The following is an 18,143-nucleotide window of genomic DNA, read 5'->3' as shown; positions in this document are numbered from 1 at the left end:
AATGTTTTCATCTCGAGAGAAGGAAAACGAAAAAGTATGAGTCTTACGGGAGTAACTTCGGTTACGATCAACATTCATTAAAACTCTTTACCAATGAAAAAATTATTTTTCCTCCCCGTAGCTCTTATGCTTCTCGCAGCCGTTGGTTGCAACAGTACTAAAACTGCCGCCACTGAAGAAAAAGCAGCAGTAGAACAGCGCGGTGAGCGCCCGCAACGTGGTGGCGAGCGCAAATCTCCGGAAGAGATGTTCGCAGAGATGGACACTAACAAAGACGGCAAACTTGCCAAAGACGAAGTATCAGGCCGCCTGGCAGAAAACTTTACAACCATCGACGCCGACAGCGATGGCTTCCTTTCTGTAGAAGAGATCAAGAATGCGCGTCCTGCCCGTGGTGGACGCCCCGGTGGTGGACGCCCCGGTGGTGACAAATAATTCATCGACACCGAGATTCAGGAACGGGTGCTGCGTATTGCAGTACCCGTTCTTTGTTTGATACCCTTAGTGATGGTCTTGAATCAACTCCTGCACAAATCAGGCGTTTTCTACAGCTGCTGGCGAAATTCACCTAGTAAACATACGTGCGTTCCTGCAATGTATCGGAGAGGCTTTGAATGAGAAAAGTGTCCCGCAGGACCAGTGAATCCACCACTACAACACTTCCGGCATCGCTGCGGTACTGAGTGGTTCTGAAGGTGGTCACTGCTTCCACCTCACGACCTACCGGTGGTCCCAACGTCTGCAGGTAGACCCTGCCGGGCTCCGTTAAATCCTGGAAGCCGGGGGCGTAGATAAAATACGGACGGTCATAGGATAGATCACGGATCGACGTCTGAAATGAGATACTTCCCTGGTCCGGTACCGGCCGTTCGATTTCGTAGCGGCAGTTTACGCGCCCCCGCCCTCCGGTGAACACCTGAATGTCGCGGGTGATAACTTCTCCCTTGGTTGTAAAGTCGAAATTTTCCAGGAGAAGGTCTTTGTCGTCAGGATCAAGAATGAGGTAGTCGAGATCGGTCGGGTCGATATCATTGTAGGGGCCCGGTGCCCGGAAGAATAAGCGGTAGTCGTTGTAGTACTCTCGTTTTCGTTCGGGATCATTGTTGAACCACTCTTCTCCCGCCCGGCGTTTGTCCGAGTACGAAGTGACGTCCATACTGAACCGACCATCTGCAGCTATGGTATCATTACCAAATGAAACTATCGGAACTACAGTGGGAGGAGGAAAGACTGGCCGTTGTGCTTGCCAGAGAAAAACGTCCCACCCGGTTTTCGGGCTACCGTCGGTAACATCCGTAAGTGTTCCCTGGAAGATGAAGTCGGGGCGGTCATCTGCTTCCTCTTTTTCGCAACTCAGAAAGGCTACGCTGATCAGTACCAGAAGCGTGGAAATACGGGTAATAGGTTTCATGCGGTGTTTCAGGTTTCGGCCCACAAAATAGGGAGTAGCCTTCACAGTACTTTTATCGCTACGTTTTTTTCCTGACCAAGACCAACCCTCGGCATGAAACCGTTCTCTTTACGCTACACCTCACTCTTATGCTTAAGCTGCAAAAAAAAGTCACGGTTTCTCCTGAACTATCGACAACCCCCGCCCGCATGACCGAACAGGAACTCGTGGCGGCCTGCCGGCAGCAGGACCGCCGTGCTCAAAAAGAACTATACGACCGTTACAGCCGTGCCATGTACACTGCCTGTTACCGCATCTGTGCCGATTTCGACCTTGCTAACGATGCTTTGCAGGAGGGTTTTCTGAAAGTTTTTCAGAAATTGCATACTTACCGGGGTGAAAGCACCATCGGTGCATGGATGAAAGTCGTGATTGTGAGGACAGCCCTGAACAAGCTGCGCCGACACAAAGTCACTGAGGAGCTTCCGCTCAACTATGCAGACGAAGAGGTAGACTGGGGGACTACCAGCCTTGACACAGAATACCTTGAAAAAGCAATCAACCGGCTTCCCGATGGCTACCGCTCCGTTTTTGTTCTCATTGAGGTCGAAGGGTACAAACATCAGGAAGTGGCAGATATGCTGGAGATCACGGTCGGCACCAGTAAGAGCCAACTGTTTTACGCCAAGAAAAAACTCAGAGAGTACCTCCGGCACTACGTGTAGCGCTTCGGATCAGAAATAAATACACCCCTCCGGGAAAACCAACGCCATGAAGGAAAAAAATGCTAAAACTTTGCGGGATGCCTTAGAGCGGCTGCGCTCTCACGAAGCTCCCGCTTCGGTATGGGACGGCATCGTCGGCGGACTAAAGCCTGTCCTCTCCGATAAGCTGCCGACCTACACGCCGGCAGCCGGTGTATGGAACGCGATCAGCCGCGAGATGGAGCATACCGACGAAGCCGTTGCTCAGCAACGGTTAGCTAAAGAACGTCGTTTGCCGCTCCGGAAACTGGCGGGCGTTGCCGCCGCCATTGCCCTGCTGGTCACTATTGGCCTGGGCCTCAACCAGGAGGTACAAGCACGGCAAACGGTCAGCATAACCTACAGCCAGGAAGTTGCCCCTGCGAAAAAAGCCGCCGACTGGAACCTCGACGACGAAAGTTTCGACCATGCCTTTGCCGAAATCGAAGCACGTAACGAACCAACCCTCAATAATCTTGGTCAGGAGCTCGGAGAGCTCACCGAGGCAAGCAACGAAATAAAAGCAATGCTTGTCTCCTACGGCGAAGATGATCCCGGCCTGATCCGCAAACTGGGAGAGATTGAACGCGACCGGTCTGACGTTTACCGCCGGATCATCGTTGAACTCTAGTAAAGTGGCTGAGTCCACAACTTACTCTCCTGAAAACACGACAATGCTAAGACTAACCATTCTTGCTCTTCTAACGGTTCTCTGCACCTGCGTCCGCGCCCAAACGGACAACGCCATGCGCGAAGTAGTGACCAAGACGATAGAAGACACCTACCCCTATAAGCCGGGCAACGAACTGGCCGTGGAAGGTGAAAAAGCAGAGATTTTTGTGGAGACCTGGGACAAGCAGAAAATCTCCGTTAAGGTGGTCATGACCGCTCGTCATCCGCAACTTGAGCAGGCAGAAGAAGACCTGAAAAACCTGGACTACATCAGTGAAGTTGCTGGCCAGAAGATTTTCCTGAAGAATAAACTGGTAGACAAAACGAAACGATCGCGCAGTGAACTGACGGTGCACTACTACATTACCCTGCCCGAAGAATGCCCGGTGTACCTGAAGAGCCACTTTGGCGGCGCCACGATCTCTAACCTGCGCAACCAACTGCGAATAAACGGTGAGTTTTCGGCCATCAACATCGACAACGTTCAGGGGATTCTGGACATCCGCAGTCGCTTTGGGGACATAACCGGGGAACGCATCGACGGTAACGTAGTGATCAACTCCCGCCGGTCAGACATCAACCTCTACGACATCGGCGGCACCTTCAATATTACTGCGCAGTACGGAGAACTGAAACTCAGCCCTAATCTCTCGATGCAGGACCTCCAGATCAATGCCGACAAAAGCGACGTCTACATCTACGAACCACTTGGCGGAGAAGGCATCGCTTATGACCTGAGTCTCAACAACGGCGAAGTGAAGCTACCCGACGATAAAACAATCACCGAGCTGGCCCGCACCACCGAGGTTCGCCGCTTTGCCATCCGCCCCAGCCAGGAACGAATGGGAACCATCACGGCCAGTGTCTCCTTCGGAGACCTTCACCTTGCTAAACAAACGAAGCAACTGGAGAGGAGGTTTTAGAGTGTAGTGGGTAGAATGTAGACAGTAGAACGTAGTGGGTAGTGCTGCCGCGAGCTATAGGCGGGATAGGCGGCAATAGCAGAACAAGCAGGCATTAACAACAGCAAGTTGGGCACTCAGAGAACAGTTCAACCCTCAAAACGCGAAGCGTTTTCACGAGCCCCTCCCCCGTGGGGAGGGGTTGGGGAGGGGGTTTTGGAACAGATGACAACTTATACCGATAGCAAAGCTCACGGCTGTCGAGGGGGTTTTACCCATCAACAACAGCATCACCTCACTCCGCCCTGCTGTTCCCCTCTCTAAATCTTCTCTACGGCTTCTGCTGGGAGCCAGCCTTGCTTACCGTCGTCGAGGGCGACTTTGACGTAGCCGTCGAACTCATCGAGGAGACGGAGTTTGAGTCCCTGGCTGAGCGCTTTTTCGAGCGTGGCTTCGGGGCCGGGGGCGACCCGGAGGTCAGCAATTTTAGCCGTAAGCACGGCTTCGCGGTCATTCTCGAGCCAGGCATTACGGCTATTGCCCATACTGAAGAAGATCGCTGCAACAACGAGGCAGATGACAGCTCCGGGCAACAGTGCGAACCGTCGTTTTTCATCCATTTCTTTGCGGCGCAAAAACCATAAAACGGCGCCGGCTACGGCGAGCCACCAAAAGCCCATGGCGAGCCAGAACAACGTGCCCGCCCCGAGGGCGGCCCCGACGCTGCGCCACCAGCGGGCCAGGAAAAAGTCGGGCAGCTCAAGGCGGTTTATTCCCGCTTCGCCGCGGACGTACTTCAGGTTGTTTTTTAGTTCTTTACTCCCGGGCTTGAGGCGCAATCCGCGCTCGTAGTTCAGGATAGCAAGACCATAGTCACCGTTGTTGAAATGGGCATTGCCTAAAGCCTGGTACAGCTCCGCACTTGCCGTCCCGGTGGCAACCAGGCTATCGAGCGCCGCAATCTGAGCGCGGGCATCTTCGCTTTTCAATGCTTCGCGGGCATCGGTTAGTTTGTCCGCCTGAGCAACGAGCGTTAAGGTAAAAAACAGAAAGACTAGTGTTATCAGGTTACGCAGCATGTGCACAAAAATAGGTTTTCGGAACGGGAGCAATCTTAAAGCGGATGAAAAGTTAGCAAAAGTATTCAACTACCGTTCTTCTTCTAAAATTTCAGGCTCTGAAGAACCAGGTAAGGTAACCGGCTCGGTAACCGGAGCAGCCTTGCTTCGTGCCCGGAACAAATCTTCCAACGTAAGGGGCTTGCGTTTGATTTCCCAGCGGAAGCCCTCCAGCTTAATCGCGTCGTGGTTCACCGCTTTCATCGGCTCCATCTTACCCTCCGGTGCGCTGAGGAAGCGAATTTTGCGAACGCCGCCGTTCCTGAAGTGCAGGACCATCGCACTGCAAGCTGTTTTGTTGACGCCAACGTACTGCCCCACGTCGTCCAGAATGTAGTAAATGGCTTCGGCGTTGCCTTGTACTTCGGTCCGTTCCAGGGCCGTGCTGTCAAAGAAGGCCTCGATGTGCTTGCCCTTTACCTGATTAAAAAAGACCAGGTCCGGAGTAGTGATTACGAGTGCATTCCGGAGGAGTTGTACTTTGTCTAACGACTCTCCCTTGAAGTGGATACGAACGGTATCGCCCGTCAGCTGGCTGGTGTCTTGCCATAGAACAGGGTCCTGGTACAGCGTCAGTACCGAGTCGATGGTATTGAAGCCGAGGGAATCGCACACCGCCTGCATGTCACTTTTCAGGATCCGGACATCGCGGTAGGCGGAGAGGTAGCGAATACTATCGGTCGTCACCAGCGTATCCGTTGCGGTGATCACGTTTACGGTCAGAGAGTCCCCGATCATTATGGTATCTCGCTCTACTTCACGTACAGTGTAAACCGTATCGTTTTTCTCTTTTTGGACCGAGATGAGCGTATCGGATACCATCCAAAGAGTATCACCCTCCATTACGGTAGTCATCAAAGGACGGTTCCCCATAAAATCAGGCTGGCCGGGTTTAGGGCCGGCACCGCCGGTAGCCAAGAGGTAGCCGGTTTCTTCGTTGTAGGTGGCACTGGCTGCCGAGATGGCCATATTGGCCGAGGTATCCTGCCAGAAAACATTGCCAGAGGCGGTACGGGAGCCGGTTTCCGGGTCAGTGGTAAAACTCTCGGCGTCAATGATCATCGGCGGAGCCGAGATTCTTGGCCGACCGCCGCTTACTGCAAATGTTTCCGTCTTGATGTCGTAATCCACGGTATCTCCGCTAACCGACTGGACCGAGTCGCGCAGGAAAGCGTTGCCTTCCAGCAGGTAGCGTTCCTGACGGCGGAAGAAGTTGATGCGGTCGGCTTCGGCACGCTGGAAGTCGCCTTCGGCAACGTAAGCATCGCCTTCCAGAATGTAGACTTCGTCTTTACCGAAGTACTTGATCGTATCCGCTGCAGCGAGGCGTTCGCCGGATTTGTACTGGGCATTTTGGGCAAAAACGGCCTCGTCTAGTTGGATGTCGTAGTAGCCCGCTTCGCAGTAGATACGGTGGGTATCGGTTCTGATTACGGTGGGGCCGAGGAAGTACACGCGCTCGGCGGCCAGGTCGTACATCAGGGTATCGGCGCGCATTTCGAAGCGATCATCGACCACGACAACACTATCGCGGAAGTACACTTTCTTATCGTCGGCGTAGTAGTAGCCGTGGGTACTGCTCAGTTCTGTTTCCTTGTTCACTACACGGCCACGGGTGTGGTAGGTTGCAAGCTTGGTGGCCAGGTTGTAATCCAGACGCTCGGTGTACAGCTCCGTTTCGCCGCGTTGTAGTACGACATCTCCGCGTAGCTTGGCGAGCAGGCTTTCGGCGTTGTAGTCCAGCTCGTTCGAGAAAGCGGCCAGGCTGTCGCCCTGCTGGATGGTAACGTTGTCGTAGGCGTAGACCTGCACCTCGTTGACCAGTTTAGCGCTGTCGGCGTACATAAAAATACTGTCCTGGCTCAGTTCCACGTTACCGACGAGGATCTGGCTTGCGCCCTGATTCACCATCCGCAGCGTATCGGCACGATCGATATTTACGTATTCCTGAACGGTAGAATCCTGGTTCACGGGCGCAGTTTGGGCGCGGCCGCGGGTGCAGAGCAGGGTTAGAAGAGCAACGATGTACCAGCCGTAGTTTTTCATTTGGGAGCGCAAAGATAAGTTGCTACGGGGAAGAGACGACGTAAACCTCGTTCGCGTGGTTTGCAACGCTTAAGATTAACCTCGCTTTAACGGAAGTTCGATCTTTTATTGTCTGTTCTAAGAACGCCGGTTCAGCATCTGTCCGACTTTGCTTCCCCGCTACCCAAGTCTCGTGGTACCGTTCTTCGCATCTTAAAACCCATCAAAATGGTGGATATTCCGGATTCCGAGACAATACCATACTACCTGTACTTTAATCAAAAAAGGTTTCAAGCCTGCCTTCTTAAGTGTTTCCAGTCTTATGCAAGATTGATGTAGGATAACAAAGTTTAATCTATATTTCATCTCCCACCTGACGGTATTCAGGGCAAAATGTTTTTATATTTACAATCAAGCAGCAAGGTCTATCTCCTGAAAGACCAAAGCTTTACATCCAATTTTTATTGGCACATCCACCATTAATGGTCGGGTATTCCATCTGTGGAGGTGAAGTCATGACGGTACCTGAACGGCCTTGCTCGCTACTTCCAGTAACCACACCTCCCTCCCTTTTTCGTTGCACGGTTTCTTTAGAACCTGCTTCGCGTTTCTGCCGGAACCTGTAAAAAAGGAGCAACCCCATACTGTTAGACAAGGCCCAAAACTCTTGTCTCCTTCTACCAGTAAACAGCACACCCCACCATTATTGGTCGGATGCACAAACCACATTCATATTACCCATTCTTCAAAAAACAGATCGACACATGAAAACAAGAATCACCACCTTTTTGCTCCTGGCCGCGTGTTTGGTCTCCACACCAATTCTGGCCCAGTGCCCATCAGGCGGAGGCCCCGTTTGCTACTCAGGCACCTCTAGTAGAATACCGATTGCTGTTGACCTTTGCCCGGCTACCGGACAAGCTATAGAAGTAACGATTACCGCGGGAGAGGTAGAGAACAATTCCGATGAATTAATGGCGTATTACGGACCGGCAGGCTCGGGCACTGATGGCACATTAATCTATGAAAGCTACGGAACAGCAGGAAACCTGACGGGCCTCGTATTAACAGCTCCAGTCGCAGACCAGTGCATCAGCATCTACGTCAACTCTAATTTTTCTAACACCTGCGCAGATCAGGGGTATACCCCAATATCTTTTACCACCACTTGTTATACTCCTTCTTGCCTCAATACCATCATAGCTTGCTACGAGAACTTCAACCCTGGCACCTCTGAACTGGTGGAAATTTGTCCGGAACCAGGATTTTCTCAGGTAGACATCGAATTCATGCAGGGCGAAATCGAGGAAGAGTATGACGAACTTGATATCTATTCCGGCCCTTCGGGCTCCATTGCGTCCGGAACTCAGTTAGCTAATGATTTAGACGGCGACTTAACCGGTTTAACCTTTTCGAGTGTCGCCTCTGGCGATTGCATCATTCTGGTTGTTTCGTCAGATGCCTCCGTAGAATGCAATTCGGATACGCGCATAGAAGAGATGGTCATCTGTGTGGCAAACTCTATGCCATTGCCGGTCACCCTAAGTGAATTTTCAGCGGTCCCCGGGAAAGGCAGCAATATAATTCATTGGGTAACTTCACTTGAAGAAAACACCGAAAAATACCAGGTGGAACGTTCTAACGATGGAGTCTCTGACTGGCATATTATCAGTGAGGTAGCAGCCATCGGTTTCTCATCGTCTCCGCAGGAATACAGTTCGATGGACGATGCGCCTTACACAAATTCCTTCTACCGGCTTCGGTCGATTGATTTTGACGGTCATTCCCAGTTGTCTGAAATTATTCAGGTTGTCCGGGAGGGTGGAGACTTCGATTTTGTACGGGTATTCCCCGTACCAACGGAAGACCAATTGACCGTGGAATACGAAACCGAAAAAGAGAAAGCGGTAACGGTTAGTGTTCATAACTATGCCGGCCAGCTCGTGCACCAGCAAAAGATGACCGCCGTTGACGGGCTCAATAAGATACGCCTGAACGTAGTCGGACTACCTAAGGGAGTATACTTCCTGAATATTGACGATGGCAACCGGCAAATTGTGCAACGAATCATTAAGTAATCAAACAGCACGCGCTTCGTTACCTCCGGGGACAATCGCGCACCAGGCTGCCGCAGCCGCTGGCTATAACGTGTGTATCACGAGATGCACGGATCTCCTTCACCCCCGGCCCTTGTTGAGACGTGACATGCGGCGAATTCGTGATAGTAGTGCATCTGGTGATACGCACGCTATAACTTCTACCTCCGGGAGTAGTTAGGAGCCTCCTTGGTAATCGTAATATTGTGCGGGTGCGACTCGCCCATACCGGCGCTGGTGATGCGTACGAACTGCGCCTTTTGCAGGTCTGCCACCGTAGCAGCACCGCAGTAACCCATGCCGGCCCGCAGGCCGCCGAGGTACTGGGTAACAACTTCGGCCAGCGATCCTTTGTAGGGGATGCGACCTTCGATGCCTTCGGGGACGAGCTTCTTCACGTCGTCCTCCACATCCTGGAAGTAACGGTCTTTAGATCCTTTGTTCATTGCTCCCAGGGAGCCCATGCCACGGTAGACCTTAAATTTCCGGCCGTCGAAGAGGATGGTTTCGCCCGGGCTTTCGTCTACACCGGCGAAGAGACTACCCGCCATAATGGTGCTTGCACCTGCGGCCAGCGCCTTCACAATGTCGCCGGAATAGCGGATACCTCCGTCGCCAACAATCGGTACGCCGGTTCCTTTCAACGCCTCCGCGGCGTTGTGGATAGCCGAGAGCTGAGGGACACCCACACCGGCCACGATACGGGTGGTACAGATAGAGCCTGGCCCTACACCAACCTTCACGCCATCCGCTCCGGCATCGGCCAGGGCCTTGGCAGCAGCACCGGTTGCGACGTTGCCTCCGATGATCTGCAGGTCAGGGAAAGCGTCTTTGGTCTTGGTCACCGAGTCAAGTACGCCGCGGCTGTGGCCGTGGGCGGTATCGATGGTAATTACGTCTACCCCGACGTTAACCAGGGCCTGTACGCGCTCCAGCATATCAGCGGTAACACCGATCGCTCCGCCTACCACCAGCCGGCCGTAACTATCTTTACAGGCGTTGGGGTAATCCTTCACCTTCATGATGTCTTTGTACGTGATCAAGCCCTCCAGCAGGCCGACTTCGCTCACTACCGGTAGTTTTTCGATCTTATGCCGTTGCAGAATAACCTTCGCCTGGTTCAGGGTTGTGCCGACGGGGGCCGTGATCAGGTTTTCCGTGGTCATAATTTCCTTGATGGCCCGCTTGCCGTCCTTCTCGAAACGAAGGTCCCGGTTTGTAAGGATTCCGATGAGGTGGTTCGCATCGTTGACGATGGGGATGCCACCAATTCGGTGACGCTTCATCAGGGTTTTAGCATCAGCGACCGTAGCGTCGACCTTCAGAGTTACGGGGTCAACGATCATTCCGGATTCAGAGCGCTTAACCATGCGCACCTGCTCGGCTTGCTGAGCGATGGTCATATTTTTATGTACGATACCGATGCCACCCTGGCGGGCAATAGCAATGGCCAGACGGCCGTCGGTTACCGTATCCATTGCGGCAGAGACGATGGGCGCATTAAGGCGCAATCCACGGGTCAACTGGCTGGAAAGGCTGACTTCGCGGGGAAGTACTTCACTGTAAGCGGGGAGCAACAAGACGTCATCAAAAGTGAGGCCTTGTTCTGCGAATTTGGAGGGGTAGTTCGTTTCCATGCGCAAAGGTAGGTCAAGATTTTGGAATCTTACAAGTCTTTGCCGCGTCCATTCTCCAAAAACCTTTCGCTGCACCTGCGCCAGCGCCGCCTCCTCACCTTAAAAAGTAGTTTAGCTGACAGGCCCTGGCTGGTGTACATTACGAAACAGGTGGATCCCACCCTCTTCCCCGGTCCCTTTCGTTGTGCTGCTTCCTCCGGGAGTTCCCGGGGAGGGGAAAACACGGCAGCTAGCATTTTGGGCATTTGTGCAGTTTGTGTTGTACATACCCAGGGCGAACAACCAACACAAACAGGAGATTTACCGTACCTTGCCGAACGGCCCCCGTTCAACCTGACAGGCCACAAGTATACTTCAACCAACCGATCACCTTTTGAGCATCTGGGATAATCTTTTCGGCCGCGCCTCCGGCTACGACCCTGACAGCGGCCCCGACTACAGTTTCGGCCGCTACACCGATGCGTTCAAAACGCCGGAGAACTATGCTGCCTGGGACAAAGCCCTCTCCGCCTTCGAGCGCGGCCAGTACCTGGAAAGCATTGAAGCCTTCATGGCTTACCTCTACGACCCCACAGAGGATAACGTTAAATGGCAGCCCGAAGAAGGAAAACTGTACTTTGAGTTCTATCAGGGCAGTAAACGCGTAACCGGATTTGCCGACGTAGAGCAACTGCGCGCCACCGCCCGTATTGCCCGCCTTGACGCCAACAACGCCGACCTGCTGCACCGCCTGACGACGATGAACTACGAAATGAAGTACAGCCGCTTTGCCATCGACGAAGACGACTGCCTTACCATCGTGTTCGACTCTCCCATCAACGACGCCAGCCCGCACAAGCTCTACCACGCCCTCAAGGAAATGGCACTCCGCGCCGATAAGCAGGACGACCTCCTGCTCGATGAGTTCCGCGACTTTTTAAGCCCCGTCGAAATTACCCACCTGCGTGAACTCTCAACCGAGGAAAAAGAATTGAAACTGGGCTTCCTGCGCGACCGGATACAGGGTGTGATCGATTACCTCGCCACCGGAAAACTGAACCCCGAAGACCAACCCGGAGCCGTGGCTTACCTGCTGCTCGACCTCGTCTACAAACTCGATTACCTCCTCATTCCCGAAGGCTACTCCATGGAAGCCCTGGAACGGATGCACCGTATGTACTTCGCCCGCGAAGACGAACAGCCGGTAACCTACAAAAATGTACGTCTCCTCAGTGAGCTTCAGCACCTGCTGCGCCGCGCTCCGGAGTCGTTCTCCGAAGAACTTTACGCTGGCAAATCCACCTTCGGCATTACCCTGCCCGCCAACCACGACCGCCTCTCCGCGCTCATCGATAACGAATTGCCGAATATGGACTGGTACCAGGACAATGGCCTGCCCGAAGTAGCCCAGGCCATCCCCGGCTACATCGTCGGCTACGCCTTGTTCAACTACGCCGTACCGCCGCCGGATAAAGACCTGCTTCAACTTTACTACCGCGTCCGCGAAGACGAATACTTCCGTAAACTAGGCTACAAACAACAGTTCCTGGACCGCGACGGACGCCCCGCCCGCCGCGCCATACGCGCTGCCGTAAACGACCTCGCCGAACGCCACCACGACAGCTATCCGCGCCTGCGGCCCGCCGTCAGCCAACTCAATTTCGATAACCTGACAGATTTTGGCCGGTCGTTTTTGTCTATGGTGCGGGAGTTGGATTTGAGTAAGCCTTAGTGGGTAGTGGGTAGTGGGTAGAATATAGTAGAAAGTGCTGCCGCACAGGACAGGCGTTTGAGGAGGGGAGAAACTCCCGCTCGTTGCTGCTTTTACTCCTTCTATTTCCGAATCAAACCCAGCTTTGTATTATTATCCAGGCCATTTGACTTATCAAAAGCACCGATCAAATTTCCATCTGCATCGCCCTGCCGGCAAATAGTAACTGTATTGAGTTCCGGAGGGAAGGTGATTACTTCGGATTCGTCACTCCATCGGTAGGAATTTGAAGTATCTACAACGCGAACGATATTCATACCGACTGTTTCGTGAACGCCAGATTCTGCTCCACTGAAAACAACTCGATTGAAGGTAGTTTGTCTCCTGGTTCGGGCACGGGGGGCTAAGACTACACTGTCGGATTCAATTGATTGCGAAAAGGCTGTTCCGGAAAACAAGCAATGTAGGGTGCGCATTTTGTGGGTTCTTTCCGGATTAGACGCAAATGAGCGTGAAACCGCATAAATATCATTCGTAAAAACAAACCTGCTTTCAATCAGAAACTGAATCCAAACCTGCTCGTCTTTTTCTTGTAGTCGGCGTATTTGGTAAATCGAGCTGAGAGCAGCTCTTCCTCATAAGAAGACTTGAAGAAGAACAGAACGAGCAAAGCGAGCCCAATCAACATCCGGTAGCCGGAGCCACTGTACAGCGCAAAGCCGAATGCAACCAGTAAAATGCTCGTATAAATGGGATGACGACTCCATGCAAACAAACCGGAGGTCACCAATTCTCCCGCGGCCGTTGGGGTGGGAAAAGGAGAAAAGCTTGTTTTCATTTGTAACAGGGCGAGGACGCCGGTGCAAAGTCCGCTAAAGGCAAGGAACAGCCCCACATAACCGAATACCGACGGAAGGCTAAAGCTCAGCGCCCGAAACCCGAGGGCATAGGCTCCGAAGATTAGCAACTGTATACCTACGAAGAAATAGTCTTTTGTTTTAGAGGCTGGCATAAAGCGGATTTGCTACGTAAGGTAATGCCTGCGGTAATATCCGGGAGGTTACGCTTTGCGTAACTGCTTACCCGGGGATGCCCCTCACCAAAACCATCCCCGCCTCAATGAATTCTTCCAGGCTGAGGTGGCTGTTGTCGAGTACGATGGCGTCTTCTGCTTGCCGCAGGGGGCTGTCTTCCCGCGTAGAGTCGATGTGATCGCGGGTGACGAGGTTTTCGGCTACTTGCTCGCGGGTGGCGGGGATGCCCTTGTCTTTCATTTCCTGCAGGCGGCGTTCGGTACGTACCTCCATGCTGGCGGTGACGAATATTTTGAGGTCGGCATCCGGGAAGACGACGGTGCCGATGTCGCGGCCGTCCATCACGATACCTCCTTCCTTACCCATTTCCCGTTGCTGCGGCACGATCCAGCGGCGGACGGCAGAAATGGTGGCCACCGGAGAGACCATCTCCGACACTGCTCTGCCTCTGATTTCGGTTTCAACGTTCTCTTCGTTCAGGAGTGCTTCATTGCTGCCGGGTACGAAATCTACCCGTAAACCATTCAGTGCACCTGCGACCGCGCACTCATCCGTGATGTCGATTTTCTCCCGTAGAAAGTACAGGGTGATCATACGGTACATCGCTCCGGTATCAATGAAACGGTAGCCGAGGCGCTTGGCCATGGCCTTGGCGAGCGTGGATTTTCCGCAGGCGCTGTAGCCGTCAATGGCGATGGTGTATTTCATGGTCGGTTGGCGGTTGTCAGCCGCGAAGGTAAGGTACGGACACGACGAAGCCGGTAGTCGGGGCGATCCACCGGCTTTTCACCTGTACCATTTTCGTTGTTTTTGAAATCTGCGCAGTGAAATTTTATTCGACTGCGCAAATTTCAAAAAACCAGAAAATGCACGATGTCTTAATATTCGTCCTCGTTGAAGAGGAAGTCATCTTTGCGGGGGTAATCCGGCCAGACATCATCAATGATCTCGTAGGTTTCACCCTCGTCTTCCATCGCCTGGAGGTTTTCAATCACTTCCAGGGGGGAACCGGAGCGAACTGCATAATCGATCAGTTCGTCGCGGGTTGCGGGCCAGGGAGCATCTTCGAGGTGGGAAGCAAGTTCTAGAGTCCAATACATACTAACGCGTGTTTTTTTTGTTGTCTTAAAAAGAGCAAAACTGAATCGCTCTACTTAAATAAGCCATCAGCGAGCGATTTGGTTTCACTCCATCAGACCGCAAAAGTAACATTTGGACGCGAACCTGCGCATTGAAGTCACGAAAGCACTATTTTTTGCTGAAAACCAGCTACTTATAAGTCCCTATGATTTGAAAATTTTTATTCTCGTAGCCGGGTGGAATTTGTCCGATCCGGCTTGAGTCCTTCGGCCCGGTCGGGTCACAGAACACATACCTTTTGCCTTCGTAGGTAAAAGAATCTCCGGTAATATTATCGGTTCCAACAGCTATAGTGAGGTGATCATCGTAGGCGACCACGGCCATTGGCATATTCAGCAAATCGCGGACGAGCGCGAAAAACAGTGCGGAGCGGTCTTCACAATCGGAGAAACTGTAACCGAACAATTCTTCCGGCACCATCGGTTTGGAGTGTCCGAAGTATTCGTTGTCTTCTTTGTACTCAAAAGCCGAGCGGGTAAAGCTCACTAGCAATTCGATCCGCTGGCGCTCATCCAGCGGTTCGAGGTAACGGCGCAGCTGGGGCAGCAGGCTGCTGCGCAATGTACCAGACAGCGGTGTTTCGAGGTAGGCATACTCGTGGATAAAAGGATAATCTTTCATGATGTCCACTACCGTTCGGTCAAAAGTTACTTTTATATCCTGCTGAATACCGTGGTATTTGAAGTGCATCTGCTTTTCGGTAGCCTGCACCCCGAGTGCCGGCCAGTTGTCGAGCTGAAAGCCGAACGACCGACCTCTGGGGTTCGGGTGTTCATCAAGAATAAACAACCGCTGGCGGCCGCTGCATTCGCCGTTCAGGCAGCTTAGGTTGGCGTAGGGCCGGCCACCGGTGTCGATTATCGGCACTTCAAACAGGTCTTCGGTTGTATACACATTCACGAAGACGCGGTTACCACGGTAAGTCAGTCGTGCGTCAAAACCCGCATCGACCAGCAGGCCGAACAGCGTTATTTCGCGGGCGTTCTGGTCCGCATCTCCGTACACTACCTGAAGGCTGGTACGGGCGAGTTTGTAGAAAAGGAAATCGTTTAGTTCGTAGCGCTGCTTTGCTTCCAGCAAACTGTTCAGCAGTACCCGCGTCGGTTTTTTGGTAAGCAGGCGGTAGCTTTTCACGATGCTGATACTCGTAAGCGGCCCCGGATCGGGGATCACCATTGCGGGATCATACACGATGTCTACCGGCTGCGCATAAAAAGGCAACTCGAAGCGGTGGTAGTTTTCTGGAGTACCCAGACCAGAACTGCTGGACCCGGAGAGGATGAGGAGGAGCGCCGCCGCGAGCACGGAGGTGGTGAACAGGTTTTTCATTTGTCAACGTAGGGGTAAAAGTTCTGAGGGAAAACTGGGTACGACAGGGCTAATGTTCCTAATATAGTGCCCCCAATATACGTTTCGCAGCCGCGAATAGTATACCCCATGGGTCGACTTTAATACTTTATTTTTGGCTTTGACGCAATCTTACAAAATCAAATTTGCTGCTACCACGAGCCATTTTATCCCTCCAGCGCTAAAGTGGCCTCTTCCCACTTCTCCATCACCTGTTCCAGTTCAGCCTGTTTCGCCTTCAGTTCTGCGGTGGTCTTATCTACCCTTGCGGAGTCATCATAAAAATCAGGAACCGACATTTGCAGGTGAATCTTCGCAATTTCTTTTTCCAACCGTTCGATCTTCCGCTCGGCGTTACCCACATCTTTTTCGAGTCTGCGTTTCTCTTCATGGCTGAGCGTCGGCTTTTTTCGCGCGGCCGCAGGTGCAGCGGACGTTGAAGCAGCCGGGGTATCCGCTTTGGATTTTTCCAGCTCGACAGCCCGCATGTTGTCAATCTTCCGCTTTTCGAGGTAGAAGTTGATGTCGCCCAGGTGCTCGTAAAGCTTATGGTCACGGAACTCGATGGTCCGATCCGTCAGGCCGGCGAGGAATTCCCGGTCGTGACTTACCACAATCAGGGTTCCGTCGTAGTTCAGGACCGCCTGTTTCAACATGTCCTTACTGGCCATATCGAGGTGGTTCGTAGGCTCATCGAGCACCAGCAGGGAGAATGGCCGCAACAGCATACAGGCCAGCGCCAGCCGGGCACGCTCTCCCCCCGAGAGGACGGACACTTTTTTGTCTACGTCTTCGCCGCTGAACAGGAAGGAACCGAGCATCGAGCGCAGGCGCGTCCGCATTTCCGGAGGGCTGTGCTCCTCCATCGTTTCCAGCAAAGTCATTTTGCCGTTCAGTTCTTCGGCCTGGTTCTGGGCGTAGTAACCAATGGTTACGTTGTGGCCCAGTTCCACCTCACCCGACGTTGCGGGGATCTGGTCGATCAGGATTTTCGCCAGGGTTGTTTTACCCTGTCCGTTTTGCCCTACAAAGGAAACCCGGTCGCCCTTGTCGACCTTCAGGCTAACCCCGCGCAGTACTTCCAGGTCACCGTACTTCTTGGTGATGTTGCGGGCCTGCAGGGTGATGGCGCCGGAGCGCGGCGCTTTGGGAAAGCGTAGGTTCATCACCGCCGTGTTGGTTACGTCCAGCTCAATACGCTCTACCTTGTCCAGCTGTTTTTGCATAGACTGCGCCATCTTGGTCTTTGTAGCCTTGGCCATGAAGCGGGAGATCGTCCGTTCCTTTTCGGCGATGACTTTTTGCTGGTTCTCGTAAGCCGCTTCTGCTTTAGCACGGCGCTCAGCCTGTAACTCTACGTACTTCGAGTAATTAGCTTTGTAATCATACACTTTGCCCAGTTCGATTTCGAGGGTACGGTTGGTGACGTTGTCCAGGAACTGCTTATCGTGACTGATTGTGATGACGGCACCGGAGTAAGTGCTCAGCCAGTTTTCGAGCCAGATGATAGATTCGATATCGAGGTGGTTCGTAGGCTCATCGAGCAGGAGGTAGTCTGGCCGCATCAGGAGCATTTTGGCCAGTTCGATGCGCATCTGCCAACCGCCGGAGAACTCGGTGGTTTGCCGGTTGAAATCTTTTTGTTCGAAGCCCAGACCCTTCAGGAATTTTTCGGCTTCGGCTTCCATCGTGATGCCGCCCACGAGCGCGAAGCGCTCGGTCAGGGAGGTAAACTCTTCCAGCATCCGGGAATAGGAATCGGAGGCATAGTCGGTCCGTACCTCCATCTCTTTATTGAGCTCGGCCAACCGGTCTTCCATGGCCTGAATGTGGGCAAAAGCGGTGAGCGTTTCCTCCATCACCGTCCGGCCGGTAGGCAGTTCCATTTCCTGGTGCAGAAACCCGAGGGTGCTGCCGGTTGGCCGTACTACGGTACCTTCGTCGCTGCCCATATCTCCGGCAATAATCTTCAGCATGGTGGATTTGCCGGCCCCGTTGCGGCCCACCAGGCCCACCTTGTCGCGGTCCATGATTACGAAGGAAGCGTAATTGAACAGGACCCGATCGCCGTACTGCTGATATATACCGGTTGCGCTTAACATAGTCTAATTGGTCTTTTGGAACTGTTTGGCCTGGGGGAGGTGGCCCTAAAAATCATCGCTTTGAGGGCGCAAAGGTACGCAATTCAAAGTGCTTGTTTTCGGGCCTTTCTTTACGTGTGTATCACAATGGTCCGCTACGATTTTAGGCTTCTAAAAAAGGGTAGGCCCTTAACTTGGTGATTCTCACACCTACCAAGAATGACCTACCCGACGAAAATCGAAACTCTCGCTGCCCAAATATTGCAAA

Annotated in this window: 16 protein-coding genes; 6 read left to right on the top strand and 10 right to left on the bottom strand. The window is 52.9% G+C overall.

Going from position 1 to position 18,143, the window contains the following annotated elements; genetic code table 11:
• Positions 1 to 93 precede the first annotated feature (93 nt).
• Positions 94 to 435: a penta-EF hand family protein gene (locus FUA23_RS18860; RefSeq protein ID WP_246144367.1), complete on the top strand. Its 342-nt coding sequence runs from the start codon at positions 94 to 96 to the stop codon at positions 433 to 435.
• Positions 436 to 568: 133 nt separating this feature from the next.
• Here FUA23_RS18860 and FUA23_RS18855 read toward each other — a convergent pair whose 3' ends face one another.
• The gene (locus FUA23_RS18855; protein WP_147932325.1) at positions 569 to 1,411 is read right to left on the bottom strand and encodes a hypothetical protein; all 843 of its coding nucleotides are present in this window, start codon (positions 1,409 to 1,411) and stop codon (positions 569 to 571) included.
• A gap of 128 nt (positions 1,412 to 1,539) precedes the next feature.
• Between FUA23_RS18855 and FUA23_RS18850 the strand changes: the two genes are divergently transcribed.
• The 3 genes from FUA23_RS18850 to FUA23_RS18840 are packed head-to-tail and all read left to right on the top strand — an operon-like array spanning position 1,540 to position 3,728.
• Entirely contained in the window at positions 1,540 to 2,115 is a 576-nt protein-coding gene (locus FUA23_RS18850; protein WP_147932324.1) for an RNA polymerase sigma factor, read from the top strand.
• 46 nt (positions 2,116 to 2,161) lie between these two features.
• On the top strand, positions 2,162 to 2,764 hold the full coding sequence (locus FUA23_RS18845; protein ID WP_147932323.1) for a hypothetical protein: 603 nt from the start codon (positions 2,162 to 2,164) through the stop codon (positions 2,762 to 2,764).
• 43 nt (positions 2,765 to 2,807) lie between these two features.
• The gene (locus FUA23_RS18840) at positions 2,808 to 3,728 is read left to right on the top strand and encodes a DUF4097 family beta strand repeat-containing protein (protein ID WP_147932322.1); all 921 of its coding nucleotides are present in this window, start codon (positions 2,808 to 2,810) and stop codon (positions 3,726 to 3,728) included.
• A gap of 299 nt (positions 3,729 to 4,027) precedes the next feature.
• Here FUA23_RS18840 and FUA23_RS18835 read toward each other — a convergent pair whose 3' ends face one another.
• Together FUA23_RS18835 and FUA23_RS18830 are read right to left on the bottom strand one after the other, a co-directional pair.
• Positions 4,028 to 4,786, bottom strand: coding sequence for a hypothetical protein (locus tag FUA23_RS18835; RefSeq protein WP_147932321.1), 759 nt, complete (start codon positions 4,784 to 4,786; stop codon positions 4,028 to 4,030).
• A 69-nt stretch (positions 4,787 to 4,855) separates the two neighbouring features.
• Entirely contained in the window at positions 4,856 to 6,871 is a 2,016-nt protein-coding gene (locus tag FUA23_RS18830) for an OstA-like protein (protein WP_147932320.1), read from the bottom strand.
• A 743-nt stretch (positions 6,872 to 7,614) separates the two neighbouring features.
• Between FUA23_RS18830 and FUA23_RS18825 the strand changes: the two genes are divergently transcribed.
• A complete protein-coding gene (locus FUA23_RS18825; RefSeq protein ID WP_147932319.1) occupies positions 7,615 to 8,928 on the top strand; it encodes a T9SS type A sorting domain-containing protein in 1,314 nt (437 codons plus the stop codon).
• A gap of 179 nt (positions 8,929 to 9,107) precedes the next feature.
• On the opposite strand, the gene guaB is transcribed toward FUA23_RS18825, so the two are convergent.
• Positions 9,108 to 10,583 (bottom strand): IMP dehydrogenase, encoded by a 1,476-nt coding sequence (gene guaB, locus FUA23_RS18820; RefSeq protein WP_147932318.1) that lies wholly within the window; start codon positions 10,581 to 10,583, stop codon positions 9,108 to 9,110.
• Between the two features lie 373 nt (positions 10,584 to 10,956).
• On the opposite strand from guaB, the gene FUA23_RS18815 reads away from it, so the two are divergent.
• The gene (locus FUA23_RS18815) at positions 10,957 to 12,294 is read left to right on the top strand and encodes a type III secretion system chaperone family protein (protein ID WP_147932317.1); all 1,338 of its coding nucleotides are present in this window, start codon (positions 10,957 to 10,959) and stop codon (positions 12,292 to 12,294) included.
• A gap of 101 nt (positions 12,295 to 12,395) precedes the next feature.
• On the opposite strand, the gene FUA23_RS18810 is transcribed toward FUA23_RS18815, so the two are convergent.
• The 6 genes from FUA23_RS18810 to FUA23_RS18785 all read right to left on the bottom strand — a co-directional run bounded on the left by FUA23_RS18810 (position 12,396) and on the right by FUA23_RS18785 (position 17,896).
• The gene (locus FUA23_RS18810; RefSeq protein WP_147932316.1) at positions 12,396 to 12,590 is read right to left on the bottom strand and encodes a hypothetical protein; all 195 of its coding nucleotides are present in this window, start codon (positions 12,588 to 12,590) and stop codon (positions 12,396 to 12,398) included.
• A gap of 239 nt (positions 12,591 to 12,829) precedes the next feature.
• Complete coding sequence (locus FUA23_RS18805; RefSeq protein WP_147932315.1) at positions 12,830 to 13,285, bottom strand: methyltransferase family protein; 456 nt, start codon at positions 13,283 to 13,285, stop codon at positions 12,830 to 12,832.
• A gap of 67 nt (positions 13,286 to 13,352) precedes the next feature.
• Entirely contained in the window at positions 13,353 to 14,015 is a 663-nt protein-coding gene (gene cmk, locus FUA23_RS18800) for a (d)CMP kinase (RefSeq protein WP_147932314.1), read from the bottom strand.
• Positions 14,016 to 14,185: 170 nt separating this feature from the next.
• Positions 14,186 to 14,407 carry a DUF2795 domain-containing protein gene (locus FUA23_RS18795; RefSeq protein ID WP_020569366.1) on the bottom strand — a complete coding sequence of 74 codons (222 nt, stop codon included), beginning with the start codon at positions 14,405 to 14,407 and terminating at the stop codon, positions 14,186 to 14,188.
• Positions 14,408 to 14,576: 169 nt separating this feature from the next.
• The gene (locus tag FUA23_RS18790) at positions 14,577 to 15,776 is read right to left on the bottom strand and encodes a hypothetical protein (RefSeq protein WP_147932313.1); all 1,200 of its coding nucleotides are present in this window, start codon (positions 15,774 to 15,776) and stop codon (positions 14,577 to 14,579) included.
• Positions 15,777 to 15,961: 185 nt separating this feature from the next.
• The gene (locus FUA23_RS18785; RefSeq protein WP_147932312.1) at positions 15,962 to 17,896 is read right to left on the bottom strand and encodes an ABC-F family ATP-binding cassette domain-containing protein; all 1,935 of its coding nucleotides are present in this window, start codon (positions 17,894 to 17,896) and stop codon (positions 15,962 to 15,964) included.
• Between the last annotated feature and the right edge of the window lie 247 nt (positions 17,897 to 18,143).

Source organism: Neolewinella aurantiaca, from assembly GCF_008014675.1.
In the GTDB taxonomy this organism is placed as follows: domain Bacteria; phylum Bacteroidota; class Bacteroidia; order Chitinophagales; family Saprospiraceae; genus Neolewinella; species Neolewinella aurantiaca.
This window is presented reverse-complemented; position numbering and strand designations above follow the sequence as displayed.

Bases quoted from the DNA above. Each gene is read 5' to 3' on its own strand.
- FUA23_RS18860 (WP_246144367.1), top strand. From the start codon at position 94: ATGAAAAAATTATTTTTCCTCCCCGTAGCTCTTATGCTTCTCGCAGCC.
- FUA23_RS18855 (WP_147932325.1), bottom strand. From the start codon at position 1,411: ATGAAACCTATTACCCGTATTTCCACGCTTCTGGTACTGATCAGCGTA.
- FUA23_RS18850 (WP_147932324.1), top strand. From the start codon at position 1,540: ATGCTTAAGCTGCAAAAAAAAGTCACGGTTTCTCCTGAACTATCGACA.
- FUA23_RS18845 (WP_147932323.1), top strand. From the start codon at position 2,162: ATGAAGGAAAAAAATGCTAAAACTTTGCGGGATGCCTTAGAGCGGCTG.
- FUA23_RS18840 (WP_147932322.1), top strand. From the start codon at position 2,808: ATGCTAAGACTAACCATTCTTGCTCTTCTAACGGTTCTCTGCACCTGC.
- FUA23_RS18835 (WP_147932321.1), bottom strand. From the start codon at position 4,786: ATGCTGCGTAACCTGATAACACTAGTCTTTCTGTTTTTTACCTTAACG.
- FUA23_RS18830 (WP_147932320.1), bottom strand. From the start codon at position 6,871: ATGAAAAACTACGGCTGGTACATCGTTGCTCTTCTAACCCTGCTCTGC.
- FUA23_RS18825 (WP_147932319.1), top strand. From the start codon at position 7,615: ATGAAAACAAGAATCACCACCTTTTTGCTCCTGGCCGCGTGTTTGGTC.
- guaB (WP_147932318.1), bottom strand. From the start codon at position 10,583: ATGGAAACGAACTACCCCTCCAAATTCGCAGAACAAGGCCTCACTTTT.
- FUA23_RS18810 (WP_147932316.1), bottom strand. From the start codon at position 12,590: ATGAATATCGTTCGCGTTGTAGATACTTCAAATTCCTACCGATGGAGT.
- FUA23_RS18805 (WP_147932315.1), bottom strand. From the start codon at position 13,285: ATGCCAGCCTCTAAAACAAAAGACTATTTCTTCGTAGGTATACAGTTG.
- cmk (WP_147932314.1), bottom strand. From the start codon at position 14,015: ATGAAATACACCATCGCCATTGACGGCTACAGCGCCTGCGGAAAATCC.
- FUA23_RS18795 (WP_020569366.1), bottom strand. From the start codon at position 14,407: ATGTATTGGACTCTAGAACTTGCTTCCCACCTCGAAGATGCTCCCTGG.
- FUA23_RS18790 (WP_147932313.1), bottom strand. From the start codon at position 15,776: ATGAAAAACCTGTTCACCACCTCCGTGCTCGCGGCGGCGCTCCTCCTC.
- FUA23_RS18785 (WP_147932312.1), bottom strand. From the start codon at position 17,896: ATGTTAAGCGCAACCGGTATATATCAGCAGTACGGCGATCGGGTCCTG.